This window comes from Roseovarius roseus (assembly GCF_043355935.2).
Taxonomy (GTDB): domain Bacteria; phylum Pseudomonadota; class Alphaproteobacteria; order Rhodobacterales; family Rhodobacteraceae; genus Roseovarius; species Roseovarius roseus.
This window is the reverse complement of sequence record NZ_JBHFPE020000003.1, coordinates 190,535-212,118: the sequence shown is the minus strand read 5'-3', so window position 1 is coordinate 212,118 and position 21,584 is coordinate 190,535. Positions and strand designations below refer to the sequence as shown.

Annotated in this window: 25 protein-coding genes, 1 tRNA gene and 1 riboswitch; of the genes, 14 read left to right on the top strand and 12 right to left on the bottom strand. The window is 63.5% G+C overall.

Annotated features, from left to right (window positions below; genetic code table 11):
• Nucleotides 1–38 precede the first annotated feature (38 nt).
• Genes petA through ACEWPL_RS07280 form a run of 3 tightly spaced genes read left to right on the top strand, consistent with a single transcriptional unit; the run spans nucleotide 39 to nucleotide 2,849 of the window.
• Nucleotides 39–623 carry a ubiquinol-cytochrome c reductase iron-sulfur subunit gene (gene petA, locus ACEWPL_RS07290; RefSeq protein ID WP_393933353.1) on the top strand — a complete coding sequence of 195 codons (585 nt, stop codon included), beginning with the start codon at nucleotides 39–41 and terminating at the stop codon, nucleotides 621–623.
• A 10-nt stretch (nucleotides 624–633) separates the two neighbouring features.
• Nucleotides 634–1,977, top strand: a complete 1,344-nt coding sequence (gene petB, locus ACEWPL_RS07285) for a cytochrome b (RefSeq protein WP_393932973.1) — start codon at nucleotides 634–636, stop codon at nucleotides 1,975–1,977.
• Between the two features lie 20 nt (nucleotides 1,978–1,997).
• Nucleotides 1,998–2,849, top strand: a complete 852-nt coding sequence (locus tag ACEWPL_RS07280) for a cytochrome c1 (protein WP_393932971.1) — start codon at nucleotides 1,998–2,000, stop codon at nucleotides 2,847–2,849.
• A gap of 96 nt (nucleotides 2,850–2,945) precedes the next feature.
• Here ACEWPL_RS07280 and ACEWPL_RS07275 read toward each other — a convergent pair whose 3' ends face one another.
• Nucleotides 2,946–3,971 (bottom strand): LacI family DNA-binding transcriptional regulator, encoded by a 1,026-nt coding sequence (locus tag ACEWPL_RS07275; protein WP_393932969.1) that lies wholly within the window; start codon nucleotides 3,969–3,971, stop codon nucleotides 2,946–2,948.
• Nucleotides 3,972–4,103: 132 nt separating this feature from the next.
• Here ACEWPL_RS07275 and ACEWPL_RS07270 point away from each other — a divergent pair.
• A tRNA-Arg gene (locus ACEWPL_RS07270) sits at nucleotides 4,104–4,180 on the top strand.
• Nucleotides 4,181–4,185: 5 nt separating this feature from the next.
• On the opposite strand, the gene radC is transcribed toward ACEWPL_RS07270, so the two are convergent.
• The gene (gene radC, locus ACEWPL_RS07265) at nucleotides 4,186–4,950 is read right to left on the bottom strand and encodes a RadC family protein (protein WP_393932967.1); all 765 of its coding nucleotides are present in this window, start codon (nucleotides 4,948–4,950) and stop codon (nucleotides 4,186–4,188) included.
• A gap of 148 nt (nucleotides 4,951–5,098) precedes the next feature.
• Between radC and ACEWPL_RS07260 the strand changes: the two genes are divergently transcribed.
• Together ACEWPL_RS07260 and ACEWPL_RS07255 are read left to right on the top strand one after the other, a co-directional pair.
• Complete coding sequence (locus tag ACEWPL_RS07260) at nucleotides 5,099–5,518, top strand: protein tyrosine phosphatase family protein (protein ID WP_393932965.1); 420 nt, start codon at nucleotides 5,099–5,101, stop codon at nucleotides 5,516–5,518.
• Nucleotides 5,518–6,240, top strand: a complete 723-nt coding sequence (locus ACEWPL_RS07255; protein ID WP_393932963.1) for a 2-dehydro-3-deoxygalactonokinase — start codon at nucleotides 5,518–5,520, stop codon at nucleotides 6,238–6,240. The genes ACEWPL_RS07260 and ACEWPL_RS07255 overlap by 1 nt, the downstream gene beginning before the upstream one ends.
• A gap of 112 nt (nucleotides 6,241–6,352) precedes the next feature.
• Here ACEWPL_RS07255 and msrA read toward each other — a convergent pair whose 3' ends face one another.
• The 3 genes from msrA to ACEWPL_RS07240 all read right to left on the bottom strand — a co-directional run bounded on the left by msrA (nucleotide 6,353) and on the right by ACEWPL_RS07240 (nucleotide 8,227).
• Nucleotides 6,353–7,015, bottom strand: coding sequence for a peptide-methionine (S)-S-oxide reductase MsrA (gene msrA, locus ACEWPL_RS07250; protein ID WP_393932961.1), 663 nt, complete (start codon nucleotides 7,013–7,015; stop codon nucleotides 6,353–6,355).
• A 106-nt stretch (nucleotides 7,016–7,121) separates the two neighbouring features.
• Nucleotides 7,122–7,607 (bottom strand): GNAT family N-acetyltransferase, encoded by a 486-nt coding sequence (locus tag ACEWPL_RS07245; RefSeq protein ID WP_393932959.1) that lies wholly within the window; start codon nucleotides 7,605–7,607, stop codon nucleotides 7,122–7,124.
• The gene (locus tag ACEWPL_RS07240) at nucleotides 7,604–8,227 is read right to left on the bottom strand and encodes an HD domain-containing protein (RefSeq protein WP_420744334.1); all 624 of its coding nucleotides are present in this window, start codon (nucleotides 8,225–8,227) and stop codon (nucleotides 7,604–7,606) included. The genes ACEWPL_RS07245 and ACEWPL_RS07240 overlap by 4 nt, the downstream gene beginning before the upstream one ends.
• Nucleotides 8,228–8,351: 124 nt before the next feature.
• On the opposite strand from ACEWPL_RS07240, the gene ahcY reads away from it, so the two are divergent.
• From ahcY to ACEWPL_RS07215, 5 genes are all read left to right on the top strand, one after another.
• Nucleotides 8,352–9,743 carry an adenosylhomocysteinase gene (ahcY, locus tag ACEWPL_RS07235; RefSeq protein ID WP_393932955.1) on the top strand — a complete coding sequence of 464 codons (1,392 nt, stop codon included), beginning with the start codon at nucleotides 8,352–8,354 and terminating at the stop codon, nucleotides 9,741–9,743.
• A gap of 161 nt (nucleotides 9,744–9,904) precedes the next feature.
• Nucleotides 9,905–10,759, top strand: a complete 855-nt coding sequence (locus ACEWPL_RS07230; protein ID WP_393932953.1) for a hypothetical protein — start codon at nucleotides 9,905–9,907, stop codon at nucleotides 10,757–10,759.
• 192 nt (nucleotides 10,760–10,951) lie between these two features.
• Nucleotides 10,952–11,293: a DUF2853 family protein gene (locus ACEWPL_RS07225; protein WP_393932951.1), complete on the top strand. Its 342-nt coding sequence runs from the start codon at nucleotides 10,952–10,954 to the stop codon at nucleotides 11,291–11,293.
• 164 nt (nucleotides 11,294–11,457) lie between these two features.
• On the top strand, nucleotides 11,458–12,558 hold the full coding sequence (gene folE2 / locus ACEWPL_RS07220) for a GTP cyclohydrolase FolE2 (RefSeq protein ID WP_393932949.1): 1,101 nt from the start codon (nucleotides 11,458–11,460) through the stop codon (nucleotides 12,556–12,558).
• Between the two features lie 140 nt (nucleotides 12,559–12,698).
• Nucleotides 12,699–12,938 carry a hypothetical protein gene (locus ACEWPL_RS07215; RefSeq protein WP_393932947.1) on the top strand — a complete coding sequence of 80 codons (240 nt, stop codon included), beginning with the start codon at nucleotides 12,699–12,701 and terminating at the stop codon, nucleotides 12,936–12,938.
• A 6-nt stretch (nucleotides 12,939–12,944) separates the two neighbouring features.
• On the opposite strand, the gene ACEWPL_RS07210 is transcribed toward ACEWPL_RS07215, so the two are convergent.
• From ACEWPL_RS07210 to ACEWPL_RS07195, 4 genes are all read right to left on the bottom strand, one after another.
• Nucleotides 12,945–13,856: a dihydrodipicolinate synthase family protein gene (locus ACEWPL_RS07210; protein WP_393932946.1), complete on the bottom strand. Its 912-nt coding sequence runs from the start codon at nucleotides 13,854–13,856 to the stop codon at nucleotides 12,945–12,947.
• 20 nt (nucleotides 13,857–13,876) lie between these two features.
• Nucleotides 13,877–15,055 carry an O-succinylhomoserine sulfhydrylase gene (gene metZ / locus ACEWPL_RS07205; protein ID WP_393932944.1) on the bottom strand — a complete coding sequence of 393 codons (1,179 nt, stop codon included), beginning with the start codon at nucleotides 15,053–15,055 and terminating at the stop codon, nucleotides 13,877–13,879.
• A 56-nt stretch (nucleotides 15,056–15,111) separates the two neighbouring features.
• A riboswitch (SAM riboswitch) is annotated at nucleotides 15,112–15,188 on the bottom strand.
• Nucleotides 15,189–15,260: 72 nt separating this feature from the next.
• Nucleotides 15,261–15,860 carry an inner membrane-spanning protein YciB gene (locus ACEWPL_RS07200; protein ID WP_393932942.1) on the bottom strand — a complete coding sequence of 200 codons (600 nt, stop codon included), beginning with the start codon at nucleotides 15,858–15,860 and terminating at the stop codon, nucleotides 15,261–15,263.
• Between the two features lie 16 nt (nucleotides 15,861–15,876).
• A complete protein-coding gene (locus tag ACEWPL_RS07195; protein WP_393932940.1) occupies nucleotides 15,877–16,779 on the bottom strand; it encodes an EamA family transporter in 903 nt (300 codons plus the stop codon).
• Between the two features lie 63 nt (nucleotides 16,780–16,842).
• Between ACEWPL_RS07195 and ACEWPL_RS07190 the strand changes: the two genes are divergently transcribed.
• Nucleotides 16,843–17,331: an MgtC/SapB family protein gene (locus tag ACEWPL_RS07190; RefSeq protein WP_393932938.1), complete on the top strand. Its 489-nt coding sequence runs from the start codon at nucleotides 16,843–16,845 to the stop codon at nucleotides 17,329–17,331.
• Here the strand turns inward: ACEWPL_RS07190 and ftsY are convergent, their stop codons facing one another.
• Complete coding sequence (gene ftsY, locus ACEWPL_RS07185) at nucleotides 17,332–18,519, bottom strand: signal recognition particle-docking protein FtsY (RefSeq protein WP_393932936.1); 1,188 nt, start codon at nucleotides 18,517–18,519, stop codon at nucleotides 17,332–17,334.
• Between the two features lie 157 nt (nucleotides 18,520–18,676).
• On the opposite strand from ftsY, the gene ACEWPL_RS07180 reads away from it, so the two are divergent.
• The gene (locus ACEWPL_RS07180; RefSeq protein WP_393932934.1) at nucleotides 18,677–19,768 is read left to right on the top strand and encodes an alkane 1-monooxygenase; all 1,092 of its coding nucleotides are present in this window, start codon (nucleotides 18,677–18,679) and stop codon (nucleotides 19,766–19,768) included.
• A gap of 7 nt (nucleotides 19,769–19,775) precedes the next feature.
• Nucleotides 19,776–20,168 carry a hypothetical protein gene (locus ACEWPL_RS07175; RefSeq protein ID WP_393932932.1) on the top strand — a complete coding sequence of 131 codons (393 nt, stop codon included), beginning with the start codon at nucleotides 19,776–19,778 and terminating at the stop codon, nucleotides 20,166–20,168.
• Nucleotides 20,169–20,180: 12 nt separating this feature from the next.
• Here ACEWPL_RS07175 and ACEWPL_RS07170 read toward each other — a convergent pair whose 3' ends face one another.
• Together ACEWPL_RS07170 and ACEWPL_RS07165 are read right to left on the bottom strand one after the other, a co-directional pair.
• Nucleotides 20,181–20,828, bottom strand: coding sequence for a ChrR family anti-sigma-E factor (locus tag ACEWPL_RS07170; RefSeq protein WP_393932930.1), 648 nt, complete (start codon nucleotides 20,826–20,828; stop codon nucleotides 20,181–20,183).
• 8 nt (nucleotides 20,829–20,836) lie between these two features.
• Nucleotides 20,837–21,370, bottom strand: a complete 534-nt coding sequence (locus tag ACEWPL_RS07165) for a sigma-70 family RNA polymerase sigma factor (protein ID WP_393933351.1) — start codon at nucleotides 21,368–21,370, stop codon at nucleotides 20,837–20,839.
• Nucleotides 21,371–21,584 lie beyond the last annotated feature (214 nt).

Sequence of the window (21,584 nt, the reverse complement as noted above, 5' to 3'; positions counted from 1 at the left end):
GGGCCCGATGGATGGCCCCTGAGATTGGAGTAAACCTCGTGTCCCACGCAGACGATCACGAAGGCACCCGGAGGGACTTCCTCTATTACGCGACCGCCGGTGCAGGCACCGTCGCGGCCGGTGCCGCCATTTGGCCGCTGGTCAATCAGATGAACCCCTCGGCCGACGTTCAAGCGCTCAGCTCGATCCGGGTGGATGTGGGCGGGATGGAGCCCGGCACGCAACTTACCGTCAAGTTCCTGGGCAAGCCGGTTTTCATTCGTCGCCGGACCCAGAACGAGATCGAAGCGGCACGCGCAGTCGAAATGAGCGACCTGATCGATCCGACCTCGCAGAACCCCAACCTTGATGGTGTTCAGCCCGCGACCGACGCAAATCGCACGATCGCGATGCCGGGCGCCGAGGGCGATGCCGCCGAGGAATGGCTGGTGATGATCGGGGTGTGCACGCATCTCGGCTGCGTTCCCATCGGCGATGGCGCCGGTGATTTCGGTGGCTGGTTCTGCCCCTGCCACGGCTCGCACTACGACACCGCGGGACGTATCCGCAAAGGGCCTGCGCCCGAAAACCTGTGGATCCCCGTCGCACAATTCGCCGACGAATCAACGCTCATTCTGGGATAAGGACATAAACATGGCTGGTATTCCGCACGATCATTATGAGCCCAATTCGCGGGGCGAAAAGTGGCTGCACAAGCGCCTGCCCATCGTGGGCCTGCTCTATGACACATTGATGATCCCGACGCCCAAGAACCTCAACTGGATGTGGATCTGGGGCATCGTCCTGACCTTCTGCCTCGCGCTGCAGATCATCACGGGCATCGTTCTTGTGATGCATTACACGCCGCATGTCGATTACGCCTTCGCGTCAATCGAGCACATCATGCGCAACGTGAACGGTGGTCACTTCATCCGATACCTGCACATGAACGGCGCGTCGCTGTTCTTTGTCGCGGTCTACGCGCATATCTTCCGCGGTCTCTATTACGGCTCCTACAAGGCCCCGCGCGAGATCACGTGGATCATCGGCATGCTCATCTACCTGATGATGATGGGCACGGCGTTCATGGGCTACGTTCTGCCTTGGGGCCAGATGTCCTTCTGGGGTGCGACCGTGATTACCGGCCTCTTCGGTGCGATCCCGTTCATCGGCGAGCCGATCCAGACATGGCTGCTGGGCGGACCGGCGGTGGATAATGCGACGCTGAACCGCTTTTTCAGCCTGCACTACCTGCTGCCCTTCGTCATCGCGGCGCTGGTGGCCCTGCATATCTGGGCCTTCCACACCACGGGCAACAACAACCCCACCGGTGTCGAAGTGCGCCGCACGTCCAAGGCCGAAGCGGAAAAGGACACCGTGCCGTTCTGGCCCTATTTCGTGATCAAGGATCTCTTCGCCCTGGCGGTCATCCTGATCGTGTTCTTCGCCATCGTCGGCTTCATGCCCAACTACCTGGGTCACCCCGATAACTATATCGAGGCAAATGCCCTCGCGACGCCTGCGCATATCGTTCCCGAATGGTACTTCCTGCCCTTCTACGCGATCCTGCGTGCCTTCACGTCCGACGTCTGGGTCGTGATGGCGGCCAGCTGGATCACCGGCGGCATCGTCGACGCCAAGTTCTTTGGCGTGCTGGCTATGTTCGGTGCGATCGCGGTAATGGCACTGGCGCCCTGGCTGGACACGTCCAGCGTGCGTTCGGGCCGGTATCGCCCGATGTTCAAATGGTGGTTCGCGTTGCTGGTTCTCGACTTCTTCGTCCTGATGTGGGCAGGGGCCATGCCGGCCGAGGGCATCTATGGTGTCATCTCGCTGATCGCTTCGGCCTACTGGTTTGCGTATTTCCTGATCATCCTGCCCCTTCTGGGCGTGATCGAGAAACCGCTGCCGCAGCCTGCGACGATCGAAGAAGACTTCAAGGCGCATTACGACGCCAAGACCGGTGGCACGCATACCATCGTCAAACCGGCCGAGTGAGGGGCAGAATGATGAACGCAATGTTCCGTAAATTTGGTGCACCTGTCGCCGTGGCGCTGTCGCTGACCCTCACGGGCGGCGCGGCGCTGGCGGCGGGCGGCGAGGTCCACGTCGAGGATGTGGATTTCTCCTTCGAGGGGCCTTTCGGCAGCTTTGATCCACTGCAGCTTCAGCGCGGTCTCAAGGTCTATACCGAGGTCTGCTCGGCCTGCCATGGTCTGAAATACGTGCCGATCCGCACCCTGCATGACGAGGGCGGCCCGCAACTGCCCGAGGATCAGGTCCGTGCCTACGCATCGCGCTTCGAAGTCTTCGACTCCGAACTGGATGACTTCCGCGAAGCGAAGCCGTCGGATCACTTCCCCGAATCGGCGCTGGATACAGCTCCTGACCTGTCGCTGATGGCCAAGAAGCGTGCTGGTTTCCACGGACCCTACGGGACCGGCATCAACCAGTTCCTCAAGGGGATGGGTGGACCGGAGTATATCTATACGCTCCTGACCAGCTATCATGAGGCACCCGAATGCGCGCCCGAGGATTTCCCGGGCAGCTACAATTCGGCCTTTGGCGCTGGCGGCTTTCCCGAAGAATGCAAAGACGAGGAAGGCCACCCGACGGTTCCGGGCAGCTGGATCGCCATGGCGCAGCCTCTCTACGAGGATTCCGTGGAGTTCGACGATGGCCATCCCGCCACTCTGGAAGCTCAGGCCAAGGACGTCGCGGCGTTCCTGACCTGGACCGCCGAGCCCAAGCTGATGGCCCGCAAGTTCGCAGGCCTGACAGGCGTCATTTTCCTGACCCTGCTCGCGGTGCTGCTGTACCTGACCAACAAGCGCATCTGGGCGCCGATCAAGCGCAAGATGAAAGACTGATCCGGCCCTTTTGGAACTAGACAGAGAAAGCCCCGCTCGACATCCCGAGCGGGGCTTTTTCGTTTCGCGTCAGCTTTGATTTTTCCGGGGGCCGGGCTAGGGCCGGCGCAGCGTGTCACCATAGCTGATCTTGGGCTCCAGCGCGATGCGCTGGGGCGACTGATCGGCATCGGGCTGCGCACGGTCCGCGATGATCTGCGCGGCGCGGCGCCCGATCTCGTGCCGGCAAGCATCCATCGTCGCCAATTCGCGCGGCAAGCCCTTGAGTAGGTTGAGCCCGTTGAACCCGGCAAGACCGATCTTGCCGGGGATGTCATAACCCTGCTCCAGCAGCCACAGAAGGCCGCCGGCGCCGATCATGTCGTTGGAGTAGTAGAGAAAATCCAGCTCGGGATCGCGGGCCAGCATGGCCTGCGTCATCTCACGCCCTTTCAGCAGGGCGGAGCCGCCCGAGTAGAATTCCCGCTCGGCAATCTCGACGCCGGCCTTGCCCAGCACATCCGTCAGCCCCTCGAACCGTTTGCGCGCACGGTGATCGCGCGGCATGGTCGTGCCCATGAAGCCGATGCGCCGATAACCGCCCTTGAGGATCGCCCGCCCCATCTGTTCGCCCGCGCGGCGATGCGAGATACCAACGACTGAATCGACCGGCGTGCCGTCGACATCCATGATCTCGACCACGGGAATGCCGGAGGCGCGGAGCATCGCACGCGACGCCTCGGAATGCTCAAGCCCTGCTATGATGACGCCAGACGGGCGCCAGGAAAGCATTTCATAGAGCACCTTCTCCTCTTTCTCGCGGGTATAGTCGGTGAGGCCCATGACGGGCTGCAGATCGGTTTCCTCCAGCACCTCGTTGATGCCAGTCATCACCTCGGGGAAGACCATGTTGGACATCGAGGGGATGATGACCGCGACCAGGTTGACCCGGCTCGACGCCAGGGCGCCGGCGATCTTGTTGGGCACATACCCCAGCGCCTTCGCGCTCTCCAGCACGCGCTGCCGCGTGGTCTGGGACACGTCGCCCCGATTGCGCAGAACCCGGCTAACCGTCATCTCGGACACGCCGGACGCCTCCGAGACGTCGCGAAGTGTCAGCGGGCGATTTGGGGGCTTGGTCAACGCGGATTTCCTGTCAATTTGCCGAGACGTTACCGCGAACATGCGCGGCGGATCAAGCGCCTTGCCCGCCGCACCGTCGCCGCATCATTCCCCCATGACAACCGCGCCGCACCGCGTTATTCAGGCGGCGCTGGCCCCGTGGCTCAACTGGATAGAGCAGCCCCCTCCTAAGGGGCAGGTTGCAGGTTCGAATCCTGCCGGGGTCACCAGCACATCAAAGATAGCCTTCGCTGCGAAAGCTGAGCTCGCAGGATTTTCCGATGATGAGGTGGTCGTGCAGCGTGATGCCCATGACCTCGACCGCCGATCTGATCTTTTGCGTCATGACGATGTCCGCCTCGCTGGGGGTGGGATCGCCCGAGGGATGGTTATGGACCAGGATCAGCGCGGAGGCATTCAGTTCGAGCGCGCGTTTGACCACCTCGCGCGGATAGACGGGGACATGATCGACTGTGCCGCTGGCCTGCGCCTCATCCGCGATCAGGACGTTTTTTGTATCGAGGAAAAACAGGCGGAACTGCTCGGTATCGCGGTGGGCCATGGTGGTGTGGCAGTAGTCGAGGAGCGCGTCCCATGATGAGATGACAGGGCGCTGCATCACGCGTGCGCGCGACAGGCGCCGGCTGGCGGCCTCGATGATCTTGAGCTCCACGATGACAGCCTCGCCCACGCCGCTCACCGCCTCGAGCCGCGCGGTCGGTGCGGAAATAACGCCGTTGAAATCTCCGAACTGGTCAAGAAGGGCGCGGGCGAGCGGTTTGACGTCTCGCCGGGGGATGGCGCGAAAAAGAACCAGCTCGAGCAGCTCATAATCCGGCATCGGCCCGGCACCGCCCTGCATGAACCGCGCGCGCAGGCGGGCGCGGTGGTCACGGATATAGGAGGGCTGCGCACCGCCGGAGACAAGCGCCGCCGACGGTGCCTCGTCACCGCCGAAGAGGGGCAGGGCCGCCTCGCTGAAATGGGAATAACCGCTCATGCGGGTGATGATTGCGCAGAAATGCTTAACAGCTGGTTAAGGATGATGGGGCTTTGCAGACGGAGCGCGGCTTGCCAGGCCGGGGCAGCATTGAAATCGACCACCCTTTGCGGCCATATTGCGAGTGAGTTTACATAGGAGCGGCCTCATGGACCTGCGCAAGATTTCCGACAGTTTCAGCGTCTCACCCCAGATCGCCCCGGGCGATGTGCCCGCCATCAAGGAGGCCGGCTTTCGCGCGATCATGTGCAACCGTCCCGATGGCGAGGATGCAGGCCAGCCTGATATCGCCGCAGTGCAGGCGGCGGCCGAGGAGGCGGGGCTGGCTTTTCGCGCGGTGCCGATCATCTCCGGCCAGCTGACCGAGGGCGACGTGGCAGATTTCAGTGCGGCGTTGGACGACCTGCCCCAACCCGTGCTGGCCTATTGCCGCAGCGGCACGCGCTGCACCACCCTCTGGAGCATCGTGCAGGTCGGCCAGATGCCGGACGAGCAGATCGTCTCGGCCGCCGCAGGGGCGGGCTATGACATGCGCGGCATCGTGGCGCAGATATCGGCGCGCCGCTGATGGGCGAGGCTTGGGGTGCGCTGTTGCCTGAGGGCGGGCGCGTGACGCTCTATGCCCTGCAGGACGATGCCATCCAGATGCATGATTTCGCCTCGTCCGAAGACGCGGCGGGCAGCTGTGGAATCGCGCCGGGGCGGCTGATCACGCTCGATCCTGCGCAGCGGTCCGCGCCCCCTACCGCGATCTTGCCGGCGGAGCTTAGCGCGTTGGGCGCGCTTCAGCAGGCCGCGCCTGCGGCGGTCTTGCCGCCCGAGGTGCGGATCCTGATCGCAGGTGCTTTGACGGCGCAGCCGGATTGGGACGGGATCATGCTCTTGCCCGAGGTGGAGGTGACGCATTGGGTGCATGTCAGCGCGCGAGAGGTCGTCAGCTTTCAAGGTGCCGCGACGGGGCGTCTGGCCGCCGCGCTGGGCGCGAGTGGAGCGGAATTCGACGAGGGCGCATTGGGCGATACGATGTCCCGTCCCGAACGGCTGGCCGCGCAGTTGAATGCGGCGGCACTGACCCAAGATGTCCCGGCGATACTGGGTCATCTTTTGGGGGCCGAGCTGGCCGCGATGCGGCCCTATTGGCTGGGCCAGGAGGTGCGGATCATCGGCCCGGCTGCGCCTTATGCGCCGGCCCTGGCGCTACAGGGCGTGATCGCCGAGGCGGTGCCGCGCAGTGAGGCGTGGCATGCCGGGTTGAGGGCGCTGGGCCGGTCTGCGGGTTTAGGCGACTGACGTGCGGCCCTTGGCAGGCGTTGGAATGGGTATTTGGAACCAAGAAAAAACCATGCCCGTGCGTGCAAGGCACTTGGGCTGGATGAGGCCGCGCGACGCGGCCCCAAGTGGGTCATTTCTGGGCGAAGGGGGCCGCGTCGCCCCATAGCGCGCGCACGCGGGAATCACGCCCGCAGGCGTCGCGGTAGAGCTTGTAGGACTCGGCATAGCTCTTGATGCCAAAGCGGGTCACTTTCAGCGAGTCGCTCTTGTAGTAGTCCTGGTGGTAATCCTCGGCCTCGTAGAAGGTCTGCTCGGGCAGGACGGGGGTCACGATCTTTTGGCCCAAATCCTTTTGGGCGCTGGTGATGGCCTGCTGTGCGTCCTGCGCTGCCGGGCCATCCGCGAAGATCGCCGTGCGATAGCTTTCGCCGCGGTCGCAGAACTGGCCGCCCGCATCCGTCGGGTCAACCGAGCGCAGGAACATGTGCAGAAGCTGGGGGCGCGTGACCTGCGCGGGATCATACATGATCTGGACCGCCTCGTAATGGCCGGTGCCGCCGCGGGTGACATCCTTGTAGGTGGGGTTCTGCGTCGTGCCGCCGGTATAGCCCGAGACAACCCCGCTGACTCCTTTGACCTTCTCGAAATCGGCCTCGACGCACCAGAAGCAGCCGCCGGCCACGGTCAGTGTCTGCGTCTCGGCGGCATGGGCGCGGTCGCCCTGGGCCGCAAATCCGACGGCGATCAGGCCGCCCAGAAGCAGAGTCTTCAGATTGGTCACAAGCTGGGTCACGCAGGATCCTCCCTAAGGTTGGATGCAGCATGGCCCAAGGGTGCACGCCCGCCAACCCGTCGCAACACAGGCTCACGCAAGGGTGAGAAGCGGTGATGAGCGGCTGTCAGATGTCATAGCGTTTCAGGATCTTGTCGACTCGCTGACCCGAGGCCAGCGGCACATCGGCGCGCCTTGCGTAGTTGCGAAAACCCCGGCTTTGATAGTAGATCAGCCCGCCTTCATTGTCGGCGCGGGTGTTGGCGTTGATCCAGACATATCCCAGCGCCTTGGCGGCCTTGGCCGTCGCCGCGAAGAGGGCCGAGCCGATGCCAAGGCCGGTGCGCCCGACCTGCACGAACGTGGCGATGTCGCAGGCCTCGGGGGGCAAGTGGCTTGATGGCTCGATATACTGAAAGCCGCGCAACTCGCCCTCGCGATTCAGCGCAACATGCCAGACCGAGCGGTCGGGCGCGCTGTCCATCATGCCCATCATGTCGCGGCTGGTCACGGGCTGTGTGCGGGTGGTGGTGCTGACCTTGGCCACAATCTGGTTCAAGAGCTCGGCCATGGGCGGCGCATCCAGCGGCGTGGCGCGGCGCACGGTGATCATGTCATCTGGCCCAGCAGCGCATCGGTGCGCGCGGTGAACTCGCTGCGGGTCTCCAGCGGGGGGCGCAGGCGGATTGCCAGCCCGTCCAGCAGGGCCTGATCGGGGCGGCCAAAGAAGCGGTCGGCCTCGGACACGTCAAACCCGGCAATCTGTGTTGCCTCCATCCATGCGCTGACCTTGTCCGCCTTCTTGATCTGCTTCTTGACCGCGGCGGGGATCGCGGCTGGCAGTCCAAACCGGATATGGATCGCGGCGGCCAGACGCTTGTCCATCTCGTCATAGCCAGGGCCGACCGCATTCTTGACCGGCGAGATCATGTCGCCGATCACGTATTCGGGCGCATCATGCAGCAGCGCGGCCAGTTGCCACCTGGCCGGCGCGCGGGGCGAGAGGCGGCGAAATATCTCTTCGACCAGCAGGGAATGCTCGGCCACCGAATAGGCGTAGTCTCCCAGGGTCTGGCCATTCCAGCGGGCAACGAAGGCGAGCCCGTGGGCGATGTCGGTAATCTCGATATCCATCGGGGTCGGGTCCAGCAGGTCCAGCCTGCGGCCCGAGAGCATTTTCTGCCAGGCTCTTGCGGCGGCGCTACGCGGTTTCGGTGCGGGGGTATTGGGCATCATCGCCTCCGGTGTTTGGCTACTGCCCTGCATAGCGCCCGGTGGGAGGGTGTTCCAGCATTGCCGCACTGGCCGCCCGGTGCTATCTGCCCTGCAACGCCTCAATTCCGAAGGAGCCAACATTATGGCACAGGACTATATCGTCAAGGACATCAACTTGGCCGCCTATGGCCGCAAGGAGCTGGACATCGCCGAGACCGAGATGCCGGGCCTGATGGCCTTGCGCGAGGAATTCGGCGAGGCGCAGCCGCTCAAGGGCGCGCGCATCGTCGGCTCGCTTCACATGACGATTCAGACGGCAGTGCTGATCGAGACGCTGAATGCGCTGGGCGCCGATGTGCGCTGGGCATCGTGCAACATCTTTTCCACGCAGGACCACGCGGCGGCGGCGATTGCCGAGGGCGGCACGCCCGTCTTTGCGGTGAAGGGCCAGACACTGGTGGAGCATTGGGACTACCTTGACCGGTCCTTCCAGTTTGCCGAAGGCGCGAACATGATCCTCGACGACGGCGGGGATGCGACGCTTTACGTGCTGCTGGGCGCGCGTGTCGAAGCGGGCGAGACGGACCTGATCGAAGTGCCCACCTCGGAAGAGGAGGAGGCCGTATTCGCCCAGATCAAGAAGCGGATGAAGGAAAGCCCCGGCTGGTTCACCAAGACACGCGACGCGATCAAGGGTGTCAGCGAGGAGACGACGACCGGCGTTCACCGCCTTTACGATCTGCACAAGAAGGGCCTGCTGCCTTTCCCGGCGATCAATGTGAACGATTCAGTCACCAAATCAAAATTCGACAACAAGTATGGCTGCAAGGAAAGCCTTGTCGACGGCATCCGCCGCGCCACCGACACGATGATGGCCGGCAAGGTCGCCGTTGTGCTGGGCTATGGCGATGTGGGCAAGGGCTCGGCCGCGTCCCTGCGCGGCGCGGGCGCGCGCGTGAAGGTGACAGAGGTGGACCCCATTTGCGCACTTCAGGCTGCGATGGACGGGTTCGAGGTGGTTCTTCTCGAGGATGTGCTGAAGACCGCCGACATCTTCATCACCACGACGGGCAACAAGGACGTCATCCGCATCGAGCATATGCGCGAGATGAAGGACATGGCGATCGTTGGCAATATCGGCCATTTCGACAACGAGATTCAGGTGGCCAGCCTCAAGAACCACAAATGGACCAACATCAAGGAACAGGTGGACATGATCGAGATGCCCTCGGGCAATCGTCTGATCCTTCTGTCCGAAGGGCGCCTTTTGAACCTTGGCAACGCCACCGGGCATCCCAGCTTTGTGATGTCGGCCAGCTTTACCAATCAGGTTCTGGCGCAGATCGAGCTGTGGAAGAACGGCGATCAGTACAAGAACGAGGTCTATATCCTGCCCAAGCACCTGGACGAGAAAGTCGCGCGGCTGCACCTGGATCGCATCGGGGTCAAGCTGACTTCGCTGAGCAAGGAGCAGGCCGATTACATTGGTGTCACACCCGAGGGTCCCTTTAAACCCGAGCATTATCGCTACTGATTTTTCTTGAAAACAAAGGGAACCGACAGGTTTCCGCCGATGCAGGCAGGGCCCTTGGCGGGTTTCTGCCTGCTTTGCGTTTTGGGGCTGAGCGCACCGGAACCAATGCACCTCATCGGGAATTGACTGGCCGTAACTTGCAGCCAAGGAGGAGATCCAAAATGACACTCAAGACACTCATGATGACAGCCGCAGCTTCCGCACTGATCGCAGGCGGAGCAATCGCACAGGATACCGCGACGACGGATACAGACACCACTGTGGGCACTGAAATGTCGGCAGATGCGCCGGCCGCGACACCCGCTTTCACCTCGATCGAGGAAATGACCGTGGGTGATATCGTGGGCCAAAGCGTCTACGAGCCGAATGGAGATACCATCGGTGACATCGACTATGTCGTCAGCGCTGGCAGCAGCGCCGATGCGGTGATCGGTATTGGCGGCTTCCTGGGCCTGGGCGAATACACCGTTGCCCTGCCGCTGAGCGACTTCACCTATGACGCCGATCAGCAGATGGTCAAACTGGACACGACCAAGGACGCGCTCAAGGAGCTGCCCGAGTTCGACGAGTCCAATGCCGAAAGCCTGCCGGACGAGACGCCCCTGGCCGATCTGATGGCAAGCAGCGACAGCGCTGATCCGGCGGCGACGACGGGTGACGCAGCCACTTCCAGCGACAGCATGTCGTCGGATAGCACGTCCTCGGACAGCATGTCGGGCGACGCCGCCACCTCCACCGAAGGCGCGGCATCGGGCGACGCGGCGACGGATACCGCCAACGAAGGCAGCGACAGCTCCATGTCCACGGACACGGACGCGTCGGGCGCCACCACCACTGAGGGTGCCGACACCGAGGCCACGACCGAAGGCACGTCGGATACCGAAGCCACGACCGAAGGCGCGGCCGATGCCGAGCTGACGACCGAAGGCGAGGTGGAAACCGAGATGTCGACCGAAGGCACCACAGAAGGCGCCACGGACGACGCTGCCACCACCGAAGAGCCGAAGACCGAATAATCTGGTCCTACCTCTTTCAGAGGCAAGCGGACCCCCGGCCACACCGGCCGGGGGTCTTTGCGTTTTGGCGCGTGCAAACGGCCCGCGGGATTTTTTCATTGTGAAATGGTCTGCAGCCGATAGTCTTTGGCCAGCCGCTTGGCGGTTTGGGACATTGATTGGCGGGAAAACCGCGACAAAAGGAGATTTCAGATGGGCAAACGTGACGATTTGATCGCGCGCTACGCAGACGACCTCAAGAATAAATGCGGGATGACACCGGACATGGACCTGCTGACCAAGGTCACCATCGGCTGCGGTCCCTCCATCTACGATGCGGATGCGTCCACCGTCGCCTCCAGCCAGACCGGAGAGCTGGAGACGGTGAAGAACAATTTCCTGATCAAGAAACTGGGCCTCGTCGATGGGCCTGAACTGATGGGCGGCATCCAGGAGGTGCTCCGGATCTATGGTCACTCCGAGCGGAACAAGTATCGCGCGGTCGTCTATTACATGCTGACCAAGCATTTCGGCAAGGAAGCCGTCTACGGCTGATCGCCCTTGCACCGGCAAGCTGCGCCCGTCATCACCATGGCGGGCGTTTCCGTTGGTATGGCAATCGTGGCGGCCCGTCCTAGATATGGATCACAGGCGGGCCGGGACACACGCAGTCATGCGGCGCGCGATCCGTCCCAGTCCCTCAGGCAAGGAGCCGTGGAATGACACATCATACAGCCGACATGCAGGCGGTTCCGGACCGCGCTGACGCCTCGGGCGCGCTGGCGGTTCTGCGGCGCTGGGCGGCAACGGCCACCCCCGAGGAGGTTGCGGACCTCGACCCGGCGATCGCGCGCCTTCTGCCGCGCGGCGAGGTGTCGAACTATCCTGCCCTGTCGCGCAGCTATCCTGATGATTTCAAAGCCGATTCCAGCTATCGCGCGACCATGCCCGATCTGCAGAACGGCCCGGCCTCGCTGATCCGAGGCGCGCGTCAGCAGTTGCAGCATGTTGGCATTTCCAACTTCCGGCTGCCGATCCGATTTCACACGCCCGACAATGGCGACCTGACGCTTGAGACCTCCGTCACGGGCACCGTCAGTCTCGAGGCGAACAAGAAGGGCATAAACATGTCCCGGATCATGCGCAGCTTTTACAAACATGCCGAAAAGACCTTCAGTTTCGAAGTGATCGAGGCGGCACTGGACGATTACATCGCCGATCTCGGGTCGGTCGACGCGCGCATCCAGATGCGGTTCTCCTATCCGGTCAAGGTCCGCTCGCTGCGGTCCGGGCTGGAGGGCTACCAGTATTACGACATCGCGCTTGAGCTGGTCGAGACGGATGGGGCACGGCGCAAGTTCATGCATCTCGACTACGTCTATTCCTCGACCTGCCCCTGCTCGCTGGAGCTGAGCGAACACGCGCGCCAGGCGCGCGGGCAGCTTGCCACGCCGCATTCGCAGCGCTCTGTCGCGCGCATTTCGGTCGAGGTGACCTGCCAGGATTGCCTGTGGTTCGAGGACCTGATCGAGCTGGCACGTGCCGCCGTTCCGACCGAGACGCAGGTCATGGTCAAGCGCGAGGACGAACAGGCCTTTGCCGAGCTGAACGCCGCGAATCCGATCTTTGTTGAGGATGCCGCCCGCCTCTTTTGCGAGCGCCTGCTGGCCGATGGGCGAATCGGTGATTTCCGCGTCGTCGCCAGCCATCAGGAAAGCCTGCACAGTCATGATGCCGTCAGCGTCCTGACCGAAGGCGACACCTTTGCCGCACAAAGTCTGGATCCCAAACTGTTTTCAACCCTTGTTCACGGGGGCTAAAATTCAGGGCGACATATAGAGTTAGGCGGGCATCGGCGGATTCCCGTGCACTATGGGGGCGCGCCAAGATGACCCTTGGCGTAAAGCCACACGCTATGCGATAGTCTGCACAGTGTAACCCTCTGCCAAGGGAGACGAGAATGACTCACAAGAACCTTCCGCCTCACTATTCTGCCGTCGGCATTCAGATGATGGGCCAGATGTTCGAGCAACAGATGCGTATCGCCCAATTATTTGGCGCGGCCGCACTGGCCAGCAATGCCGCCTTGTTTAGCGCACCGAAAGACAGAGCGGGTGATCAGGTTTCGGCGCGAGACATCGCCAAATCCTCGACGCAATCCGCCAAGACGGTCAAGCGCACCCATTCCCTTCCTGTCTGATCAGACTCAACCGCGCCAAACGGTTTCAGCCAGCGGCGCGGCCAGATCGGGCGCCGCGTTCATCAGCGGCGGGCGCAGGTTCAGCCAGCGCGCGTCGTCGGTTTCCTGCGCCTTCAGCGCCTTGAGGCCGGGGATCAGCCCGCCTGCGAAAACCGCAGCACGATGGGCGTCGATCTGCGGGCGCAGCGCCTCTGCGCCATCGATATCGCCTGCGCGCGCCAGATCGTAGAGCTTGCGAATCCCGGCCGCGTTCGAATTGCAACTGGCCGAGATGCAGCCGCCGCCCCCCAGCGCCATCGCCTCCAGCATCGCACCCTCGCTACCGGGAAAGACGGAAATGCCGGGCGCGGCCTCGATCACGGCGCGGGTATTCTCCCAATTGCCGGAGCTGTCCTTGAGCGCGGTCACGACCTCCGGAAATGCCTCGTTCAAGCGTGCGGCAAGGGCGGGGGTGAACCCGATCCCGGCATATTGCGGGATGTGATAAAGGCAGATGGTCAGCGCATCGCTGCCGACCTTTTCGATCAGCAGGCTGGAATATCGGTAGAGCCCTTCGTCGCTGGCGGTGACGAAAAAGAAGGGCGGCAGCGTCATCACCGCACGGCAGCCCAAATCAACGGCATGGCTGCAAAGCGCGGCCGTTTCTTCGAGGTTGCACAGGCCGGTGCCCGGCATCAGCTGATCGGGTCGCGCGGCGCCGCTCTCGACCAGCAGCTCGACCAGGTGCATCCGTTCGGCCACCGAATGACTGAGCGCCTCGCTGGTCGTCCCGAAAGGCGACAGGTAATGCGAGCCCTGGGCAAGGCAGTGGCGCGCGTGATCGAGGTAGAGGTCCTCCGCGACGCTGAAATCATCGTTGAAGGGCGTCAGCAGGGGCGTGACGATGCCTGTCAGACGGTCGGTCTTTCTGGTGGTCATAAAAGGCTCTCCAACTGGGGTTAGACCGCGTCCAGCGCCTGCCGGATATCCGCGATCAGATCGTCGGTATCTTCTATCCCCAGCGACAGACGCACAAGGCCCGGCGTGATGCCAAAGCTCATCCGCTGATCCTCGGGAAGGCGCTGATGCGTGGTGGTCGCGGGGTGGGTAATGATGGATTTCGTATCGCCCAGATTGTTCGAGATCAGCACGATCTTGAGCGCGTTGAGAAAGCGGAACGCCTCGGGCTGACCGCCCAGATCCAGGGCGACGACGGTGCCGCCCTTGCCCATGAGGCGCATGGTCAGGTCATGCTGCGGATGGCTGGCATGGCCGGGATAGATGGCACGCTTGACCTTTGGGTGATCTTGCAGCGCCTCGGTCAGCGCCAGCGCTGTCGCGGCCTGTGCGCGCACACGCAGATCAATCGTCTCGAGCCCCTTGAGCATGACCCAGGCCGTGAAGGGCGACATCGAGCCGCCGGTATGCTTCATGTAAGGCTCGACCGTGCCGCGAATGAACTCCCGCGTGCCAAGGATCACGCCACCCAAGGCGCGGCCCTGACCGTCGATATGTTTGGTTGCGGAATAGACGACCACATCGGCGCCCTGTTCGATGGCGCGCGAGAAGACGGGCGTGGCGAATACGTTGTCGACGACGACCGTTGCGCCATGGGCATGGGCCAGTGTCGCCACCGCCTCGATATCGACGACCTCCAGCGTGGGATTGGCGATGGTTTCGAAAAAGACGGCGGTGGTGTCCGGGCGGATCGCCTTTTCCCACTGCTCCAGATCGGTGCCGTCAACGAAGGTCACCTCGACGCCGTAGCGGGTGAGCACTTCGCTCAGCACATAGAGGCACGAGCCGAAAAGGGCGCGCGCGGCAACGACATGATCGCCCGCCTTGAGCATGGATGTCAGCGCGCCCGAGACGGCGGCCATGCCGCTGGCGGTGGCAAACGCATCCTCGGCGCCTTCGATCATCGCGACGCGCTTTTCGAACATGGCCACGGTCGGGTTGCCGTAACGGGCATAGATGTACTCATCCGGCCCCGTCTGGATGAACCGCGCCTCGGCGGCCTCGGCGCTGTCGTAAACGAAGCCCTGGGTGAGGAAGATCGCCTCGCTGACCTCGCCCCACTGGCTGCGCGCGGTGCCGCCATGCACGAGCGCCGTGCGTGTTTTCCAATCGTCTGTCATGTCTTTGACCTCCGGGCCATCGCCCCTAAAACCCCCGAGCCGGTCATGCGAAAAGGGGGGCCTTTCCCGTGACCTTTTAGCGAATTGTTTAACGTGGCCCGCAATCCGGTAACAAATCACCACGCTGCGCAGATACTCCTGCGCCATGCCTGCGTCAACTGGTGGAGCCTCCGGCGGGGATATTTGCGGCAAGAAGAATGGGCAGTCAGTCTTCGGGAGCGGACTTGTACTCTTCGAAGAGTTTGGACTGGGTGATGAAGAAGACGAAGATGGCCGCGGTCAGGCCGAAAGTCTTGAAATAAACCCAGATCTCCTCGGTTTGCGTGCGCCAGATGATCTCGTTGAGGAGGGCGAGGCCGAAGAAGAAGAGCATGAGGCGGCGGGTGAGGATCATCCAGCCCTGCCGCGTCAGGGGCATGACCGTGTCCATCATCGTCTGCAGGTAGGATCTGCCCTGCAGCAGGCCCGCGCCGAGGATGCCGCCGAAGAGAAGGTAGATGATCGTCGGCTTCATCTTGAAGAACTTCGGATCGTTGAACCAGATGCTGAGCCCGCCGAAAACGGTGATGAGAATCGCCGTCATCACTTGCATCTTCGACAGGTGCCCGGTCAGCGCCCAGAGGATGCCGATCGAGATGAGGAACACCGGAATGAAGCCTGCGGTGACGATGATGAAGCCGTCATATTCGGTGCCGCCGATGGTGAATATCCGATCCTTGAGCCAGATATAGGCAACGAAAAAGGCGATAATCGGCCCCAGTTCGAGCGCGGTTTTCAGCCCGCTGCTGATTTGTTTTTCGCTCATGTATCCTCCTTGGGGCTTATCCGCCCATCTCAACTATCACGGCGCCCGCCGCAATCAATGCCATCAGGGCCGTGCGGCGTGGTCCTACCGTCTCACCCAGGAAAAGCCAGCCGATAAGGGCGGCGAAGACGGCCGATGTCTCGCGCAGGACCGCCGCCTCGCCCACGCTGTCGAGGCGGGTGGCGAGCATGATCGCGCCAAAGGACATGAGCGCAACAGCGCCGCCTATGACGCCGCGCAGCATCAGGCCCGCAGGGGCAGGGGGCGCCTCCATGCGCCGCCAGCGGATGGCGGCGATCACCGGCATGGTCAGCCCGTCGATCAGAAAGAACCACGCGAGGAAGGTAAAGGGATCGGCGGTCGCGCGGATGCCGTAGGCGTCATAGGTGGTATAGGCGGCCACCAGTAGACCCGTCATTACCGCCAGCGTCAGTGCGGCGGGCAGCGTGTCTCTCGCGGTGTCAAGGAATATCAGGTTATAGATGGCAAGGCCGAAGATGCCCGAGAGGAGCACCGCAACGCCCGCCCATTGCACGAGGTTGAACGTTTCGTCAAAGATCAGGTAGGCGCCGATCACGGCAAAAAGGGGCCCGGTGCCGCGCACCACCGGATAGACCACCGTGAAGGCGCCGCGCGAGTAGGCCATTGCCTGCAGGATCTTGTAGCCGGTATGGATGGCCCAGGCTCCGACAAAGATGACCCACATATGCGGTTCGGGCCACGGGACGATGAACAAGGCAAAGGGCGCGGCCATCGCGGCATAGCTGATATCGACTGCGCCGCGTGTCAGCCATGGATCGTGGCGGCCCTTCTGGATCGCGCCGAAAGCGGCATGCAGTATGGCGGCCATGATGGCGAGGGCAAGGGCCAGGTGATGACCCGCCGCCGTGCCCTCGAGGGAGATGAGCCAATCGCTCATCCGCAGGTGCGGGAACCGGGTACGGAACCGCCGGGTTTGCACCGCAGAAGGAGGGCGCGCGTGATGATGGAGACGATACTGAATGAGCTGAACGGCACTTTTGCCGCCGTGCCGCCCTTGATTGCGGGGATCCGCCTGGCGGCGGCGCTGCTTCTAGGTGGGCTTATCGGGATCGAACGTGAGTGGCGGCACAAGCCTGCGGGTCTGCGCACGCATATGCTGGTCTCGATGGCGGCCTGCCTTTTCATCATCGTGAGCCAGCAATTGGCCAGCATGCCCTTCGGCGCCGCCGACGCATTGCGCGTTGATCCCTTGCGTCTGATCGAGGCGGTGACCGCCGGTGTCGCATTTCTGGCCGCGGGCATCATCTTTACCTCGGGTGGCAAGGTGCGCAACACGACGACCGGTGCCTCGATGTGGCTCGCCGGCGCGATCGGCCTTGCCTGCGGGTCTGGACAGATGCCCCTCGCCGCGATGGCGACGGGCATCGTCGTCACCGTGCTGGGCCTGATCGGCATGTTGGAGCGCGGCATCGGGCACAAGGGAGAGTGATCATTTCGCCTCCAGCCCGGTGAGGGCCGCCGCGAATTCCTCGGGATCGAAGGGGGATAGATCGTCGATCTGCTCGCCCACCCCGATGGCGTGGATCGGCAGGCCGAACTTGTCGGCGAGCGCCACCAGCACACCGCCGCGCGCCGTGCCGTCCAGCTTGGTCATCACAAGGCCCGACACGTCGGCGAGCTTCTGGAATGTCTCGACCTGGCTGAGGGCGTTCTGGCCCGTGGTCGCGTCCAGCACCAGAAGGGTGTTGTGCGGTGCGGTTTCATCCTTCTTGCGGATGACACGGACGATCTTGGAGAGTTCCTCCATCAGGTCGGCTCGGTTTTGCAGGCGCCCCGCCGTGTCGATCATCAGAAGGTCCACGCCGTCGCGCTCGGCCTGCGCCATTGCGTCCCAGGCGAGGCTCGCCGGATCGCTGCCCTCGGGCGCGGTCATCACCGGCACGCCCGCGCGCTCGCCCCAGATCTGAAGCTGTTCGACCGCCGCCGCGCGGAACGTATCGCCCGCGGCGATCACCACCGTCTTGCCCGCTGCCTTGAACTGGCTGGCCAGCTTGCCGATCGTCGTCGTCTTGCCCGAGCCGTTGACGCCCACGACCAGCACCACCTGCGGCTTTTTCGGGTAGAGCGGCATGGGGGTCGCCACCGGCTCCATGATGCGGGCGATCTCCTGCGCCAGCAGCTCCTTGATCTCGCGGGCCGACAGGCGCTTGCCCATGCGGCCCTCGGCCATGTTGGCGGTCACGCGCAGGGCGGTGTCGACGCCCATATCTGCGGTGATCAGCAGCTCTTCGAGCTGTTCCAGCATGTCGTCATCCAGAACGCGGCGGGGGGCGCGGTCGGGTTCGCGGCCGAAAAGGCGCCCCAGAAGGCCGGACTTACCGGCTTCAACGCTGGGCGGCGTCTCCTCGACGGGGATCTCGATGGGCGTCGGGCTGGGTGCCGGACGCTCAGGTTCTGTGGGGATTTCCTGCGGTGCGGGCGCGGGCGTTTCACTGACCGGGGGCGGGATCTCCTCGGGGCGGGGCGTGGGTTGGGCAACGGGTTCGGGGCGGGACGGCTCGGGCGCGGGGGGCGGCGTGTCTGCCTCGCCGCCATCCTCGACGATGGCGTCCAGCCCTTCGTCCAGTTTTGACGACGAGTTGAAAAGCCTGTCCTTGAGTTTCTTGAAAAAGGCCATGATGCCTCCGCCTGTGTGCCGGTCACATCCATCTAATCGCCTTGGCGCAAAGATGGAAGGGACGCGGGCTGCGCGGGCACGTTATGGTTTTTCAATGCGGGGAGCGAAGTGTTAACGTCTGGCCGCTGATGCTTGGCAGGACTCTACTGGAGACGAAATGATCTTCTTTGCTTGCGCGACGCTGGCGCCGATGGCGATGATCCTCGCCGGGGCCGTTTGGGGCAGCGCGTGGCCCTATGCGGCGCTGGCCTATATGACCGGTCTGTCCTTTGTGATGGACCGCCTAATTGCCGCTGCGCCGGACCGACCCGAGGAGGGGGCCGAGTTTCCCGGCGCGCCCTGGCTGCTGGCGCTGCTGGGCATGCTGCATTTCATCGTGCTCGGAGCCGCGGTCTGGGCCGTGGCGGGGCAGGCGGGGCTTAACTGGCCTGCGCGCATCAGCCTCGGGATTTCGGCGGGGCTGGTCTTTGGTCAAATCGGGCATCCCGCCGCGCATGAGCTGATCCACAAGCGGCCGCGTGCGCTGCGCCTTCTGGGGCGGCTGGTCTATAGCAGCCTGCTGGTCGGACATCACGCCAGCGCGCATCTGTTGGTGCATCATGTTCATGTGGCCAGCGACGCCGACCCGAACAGCGCGCGGCGCGGCGAGGGGTTTTACCGCTTCGCCTTGCGTGCGGGTCTGGGCGGGCTGAAGTCAGGCTGGCGGGCCGAGGCTGCGATGCTCCGGCGCTCGGGGCGGCCGCTCTGGCGGCACCCCTATGGCCTCTATGTTGTGGTCGGCTTTGGCTGTCTGGCGCTCGCCGCTATGCTGGGCGGTATCGGGGGCGTGATGGCCTATGTCGCCATGTGCCTTCATGCGCAGATGCAGATCCTGATGTCGGATTATGTGCAGCATTATGGCCTGCGGCGGCAGCGCCGTCCGAATGGCACGCTCGAGCCTGTGGGGCCGGGCCATTCGTGGAACGCGCCGCACCGGTTCTCGTCCGCGCTGACGTTGAATGCGCCGCGCCATTCGCATCATCACGTGTCGCCCGGCACCGAGTTCCCCGCGCTTTGCCTTAGCCGGCAGGACATGCCGATGCTGCCCTATCCCTTGCCCGCGATGGCGACATTGTCGCTGTCGCCCACGCTGTGGCGCAGGGTCATGGACCGGCGCCTCGACCGGTGGGAGCAGCGGCTTGCCGACACCGCCAAAGCCCCCATTTCGCAGCCTGAAACCTGTGGCCGCACGCAGCGGACCGTGGCATAGTCGTGCCATGCGTATCCTTGCCCTGATCCTGACCCTTGTCGCCGCGCCGTCGCTGGCCGCGGATCTGATGACCGCCGATGAATTCGATGCCTATACCAAGGGCAAGACCTTCACTTACGGCTATGGCGGTGCGCCCTACGGGATCGAGCAGTATCTGGATAATCGCCGTGTGCGCTGGTCCTTCGAGGAAGGCACCTGCCAGGAAGGCGAATGGTTCGAAGAGGGCGGCCTGATCTGCTTTGTCTACGAGACCGAGCCCGAGCCCCAATGCTGGAGCTTTCGCAAGGGATCGGGCGGTCTTATCGCGAAGTTCGAGAATGATCCAAGTGCGCTGGAGCTATACGAGGTCGGGCGCAGTCCGACGCCCCTGATCTGCCCCGGCCCGGATGTGGGTGTCTGACGGCGTGCGCCGTCAGATCCGCAGAAAAGGCTGCGCGGCGCGCGCGATCCAGTTCTGGAATTTGAGCGGCGCGTCGGTGGCGGCAAGACAGATGCAATCGTCGCCGATATCCGCGATGGGCGTATGTTGCATGTCCTCGGTCGCGATCTCGATATCTCCCCGCGCGAAACGCTCGCTTTCGTCCATGAAGGCGCCCTGCAGAACCAGCGTCAACTCGGTCCCGCGATGGCCATGATCCGGCACGGCGGCCCCGGCGCGAATGTGCAAAAGCCGCGCTGTGGCACCGCCGCTGGTGGGCAGGATCGCCTGGCGCACGCCCATGCCGACGGGGCGCCACTTCACCGCGTCCAGATCGCCGCCGACATACTCCTGCAGCGGCGCGGGCAGGATGCCCGGCGCGCGTTTGGGCGCGGCAGGGGCGGCGGGCATTCCCTTGGCCGCGGCCAGCGCCGCCGCCATGCTGCCTTCGGCCATTTGCGGCAACTCGCCCTGTTCCAGCAATGCGCCGCCCACGCTGTCGAACGCGCCCAGCCGCGCCCGGCACTCGTCGCAGAGCGATACATGCGCCGCCACCGTCAGGCTGAACGCTTCGGGCAGGCTGCCCGAAGAATAGGCCATCAGGAGGGCGTCGGTCAGGTGATGTGCGATATGGTCGGTCATTGTCATCTTCATTTCATCGTGTGACGCAGGCGGTCCAGCGCCAGCCGGATGCGTGATTTGATCGTGCCGAGGGGCAGGCCCGTTTTCTCGGCGATTTCCGTATGGGTGAGGTCGCCGAAATACGCGGCCTCGATCAGGGTCTTCTGTTTCGGCGGCAGACCGGCGATGGCTTGCGAGAGCTGCGCGCTTTCCTGCTCCAGCGCAAGGATATCGGTCTGGTCCGGCGCATCCTCAGGGCCCCAGGTGATATCCTCGGGCTCGGGCCTGCGGTCCTTGCGCAGCGCGTCGATGCGGCGGTTGCGCGCGATGGTAAAGATCCAGGTCGCGGCACTGGCGCGCGAGGGATCGAACAGATGCGCCTTTTGCCACAGCGTCGCCATGACGTCCTGCGCGCATTCCTCGGCCAAGGTCGCGCTGGCACCGGATTTCATCAAGAACCCTTTCACGCGAGGCGCGAAATGGTCGAACAACTCGGCAAAGGCAGTTTCGTCCGCGTCATCGCGAATGCGCGCGATGAGGTCGGTCCAGCGGCCGTTTTCGATGGTCCGGTCGGTGTCGGGCCGGTCTGGGGGCAATGCGCGAAGTCCTGACGTCTGTTTTTTCAGCGCGCGCGGCTGTGCTGCAATCGCAGCAGCCGTGCCGCGGAAAGATGCCAAGCTATCGCAGGAGGTGTCAATCGCACAAAACATATGCCTATTACGGAACTCGTGCCGCGCCGGATCACCTCGGCCTGAAAATAGTGCGCATATTGTGCAC

Bases quoted from the DNA above. Each gene is read 5' to 3' on its own strand.
- petB (WP_393932973.1), top strand. From the start codon at position 634: ATGGCTGGTATTCCGCACGATCATTATGAGCCCAATTCGCGGGGCGAA.
- ACEWPL_RS07280 (WP_393932971.1), top strand. From the start codon at position 1,998: ATGTTCCGTAAATTTGGTGCACCTGTCGCCGTGGCGCTGTCGCTGACC.
- radC (WP_393932967.1), bottom strand. From the start codon at position 4,950: ATGAGCGGTTATTCCCATTTCAGCGAGGCGGCCCTGCCCCTCTTCGGC.
- ACEWPL_RS07260 (WP_393932965.1), top strand. From the start codon at position 5,099: ATGGACCTGCGCAAGATTTCCGACAGTTTCAGCGTCTCACCCCAGATC.
- ACEWPL_RS07255 (WP_393932963.1), top strand. From the start codon at position 5,518: ATGGGCGAGGCTTGGGGTGCGCTGTTGCCTGAGGGCGGGCGCGTGACG.
- ACEWPL_RS07245 (WP_393932959.1), bottom strand. From the start codon at position 7,607: ATGATCACCGTGCGCCGCGCCACGCCGCTGGATGCGCCGCCCATGGCC.
- ACEWPL_RS07240 (WP_420744334.1), bottom strand. From the start codon at position 8,227: ATGCCCAATACCCCCGCACCGAAACCGCGTAGCGCCGCCGCAAGAGCC.
- ahcY (WP_393932955.1), top strand. From the start codon at position 8,352: ATGGCACAGGACTATATCGTCAAGGACATCAACTTGGCCGCCTATGGC.
- ACEWPL_RS07230 (WP_393932953.1), top strand. From the start codon at position 9,905: ATGACACTCAAGACACTCATGATGACAGCCGCAGCTTCCGCACTGATC.
- ACEWPL_RS07225 (WP_393932951.1), top strand. From the start codon at position 10,952: ATGGGCAAACGTGACGATTTGATCGCGCGCTACGCAGACGACCTCAAG.
- folE2 (WP_393932949.1), top strand. From the start codon at position 11,458: ATGACACATCATACAGCCGACATGCAGGCGGTTCCGGACCGCGCTGAC.
- ACEWPL_RS07215 (WP_393932947.1), top strand. From the start codon at position 12,699: ATGACTCACAAGAACCTTCCGCCTCACTATTCTGCCGTCGGCATTCAG.
- ACEWPL_RS07210 (WP_393932946.1), bottom strand. From the start codon at position 13,856: ATGACCACCAGAAAGACCGACCGTCTGACAGGCATCGTCACGCCCCTG.
- metZ (WP_393932944.1), bottom strand. From the start codon at position 15,055: ATGACAGACGATTGGAAAACACGCACGGCGCTCGTGCATGGCGGCACC.
- ACEWPL_RS07200 (WP_393932942.1), bottom strand. From the start codon at position 15,860: ATGAGCGAAAAACAAATCAGCAGCGGGCTGAAAACCGCGCTCGAACTG.
- ACEWPL_RS07195 (WP_393932940.1), bottom strand. From the start codon at position 16,779: ATGAGCGATTGGCTCATCTCCCTCGAGGGCACGGCGGCGGGTCATCAC.
- ACEWPL_RS07190 (WP_393932938.1), top strand. From the start codon at position 16,843: ATGATGGAGACGATACTGAATGAGCTGAACGGCACTTTTGCCGCCGTG.
- ftsY (WP_393932936.1), bottom strand. From the start codon at position 18,519: ATGGCCTTTTTCAAGAAACTCAAGGACAGGCTTTTCAACTCGTCGTCA.
- ACEWPL_RS07180 (WP_393932934.1), top strand. From the start codon at position 18,677: ATGATCTTCTTTGCTTGCGCGACGCTGGCGCCGATGGCGATGATCCTC.
- ACEWPL_RS07175 (WP_393932932.1), top strand. From the start codon at position 19,776: ATGCGTATCCTTGCCCTGATCCTGACCCTTGTCGCCGCGCCGTCGCTG.
- ACEWPL_RS07170 (WP_393932930.1), bottom strand. From the start codon at position 20,828: ATGACCGACCATATCGCACATCACCTGACCGACGCCCTCCTGATGGCC.